Raw genomic sequence first — 1,550 nt, forward strand, 5'->3', positions numbered from 1 at the left:
GTCGATCAGGTGCAGGGGGCGCTCGTCGGGGGTGATGCGCAGGGCGAGCGGGCGGCGGGAGTCGATCTCGATGGTGTGTCCATGGGTGGCGGAGCCGAAGCCGAACCTGCCGTAGATCGCGTCCTCCGACGCCCACAGGGAGGCGATCGGGGCGCCGTCGGCCGCCGCGCGCGCGAACAGCTCCGCGATCAGCCCGGTCAGCACGCCCCGGCGGCGGTGCGTCGGCGCGACGGAGACGAACGTCAGGCCCGCGCAGGGGAGGTCGGCGCCGGGCACCGAGACGGTGAAGGGGAACGCCGCGAGGAATCCGACCAGTTCGTCCCCGTCGTACGCCCCCACGCGCGTGCAGCCGAGCAGCAGGTCGTGGTGGTGCTTGCGCTTCTCGTCCTCCGGGCTCTCGTGGAAGACGAGGTACGCCAGGGACAGGGCCCGGTCGATCCCGGCCTCGGGAATCTCCCGGAACCGGACGGGGGGCCTCGCGGGGATCTCGACGGGTTCCATATCCATATAACGGACGGTAGTTCCCGGCTGCGGTGCGAGCATCCGGATTATGGGCTAGGGGATCAGGACCACCTTGCCCGTCGTGCCGCGCGACTCAAGGGCACGGTGGGCCGCCGCGGCCTCCGCCAGGGGGTAGCGCCGCACGGCCGGGGTGAAGTGACCCGTGGCGGCCTCGGCGAGGGCGGCGAGCTCCAGGGTGCGCACGGGGTCGTCACCGCCCGCCCTGCGCATCATGGCGGGGCCGAGGACATTGACCTGGGTGATGCCGCGCGCGGCCAGCTCGTCCTCGGTGAAGGTGAGCGGTTCGCCGTCGTGCGGCCCCTTGCCGGACCAGCCGAAGACGATGTGCGTACCGCCGGGCCCGAGCAGATCCACCGCCGCCAGGCCCGCGTCGCCGCCCACGCCGTCGAAGACGACGGTGGCGGAGCGGCCGTCGAGCTCCTCCTTCAGGTACGTGCGTACTTCGTCGGGCCAGGCGGGGTTCAGGTAGTCCACGGCCAGGTCGGCGCCGTACGCGCGCGCATGGGCCGTTTTTTCGGGGCCGCCCGCGAGGCCGATGACCGTGGCGCCGCGGTGCTTGGCGTACTGGGTGAGGAGCGTGCCGATGCCGCCCGCCGCGGCGGGGACGATGACTACGGAGTCGGCGGTCGGCTCCGCGAACTGGAGTATCCCCATCGTCGTACGGCCCGTGCCGATCAGGGCGACGGCTTCGGCGAAGTCCAGGTCGGCGGGGAGTTCGTGGAGGCGGGAGGCTTCGGTGACGGCCTCTTCGGCGTAGCCGCCGGGGGCGAAGCCGAGGTGGGCGACGACGCGCTTGCCGAGCCAGGACGGGTCGACGCCCTCGCCCAGGGCCGCTACGGTGCCCGCCACCTCACGGCCGGGAATCGTCGGCAAGGAGGGCAGTTCGGGGAGCGGCCCCTGCATGCCCTCGCGGATCGCGGTGTCCAGGAGGTGCACGCCGGCGGCGGCCACGGTGACGCGGACCTGGCCCGGGGCGGGTTCGGGGCGCGCCGTCTCCTCGTAGACGAGGTTCTCGGCGGGGCCGAAGG

Annotated in this window: 2 protein-coding genes; both read right to left on the minus strand. The window is 73.2% G+C overall.

Annotation, left to right across the window (positions count from 1 at the left end; translation table 11 throughout):
• A partial coding sequence (locus AB8Z36_RS38975) for a GNAT family N-acetyltransferase (protein WP_369218096.1) occupies positions 1–507 on the minus strand: 507 nt, incomplete at its 3' end.
• A 48-nt stretch (positions 508–555) separates the two neighbouring features.
• On the minus strand, positions 556–1,550 hold a 995-nt coding region (locus AB8Z36_RS38980), incomplete at its 5' end, for a zinc-binding dehydrogenase (RefSeq protein ID WP_369218097.1).

It is taken from the genome of Streptomyces flavofungini (assembly GCF_041028215.1).
GTDB lineage: Bacteria > Actinomycetota > Actinomycetes > Streptomycetales > Streptomycetaceae > Streptomyces > Streptomyces flavofungini_B.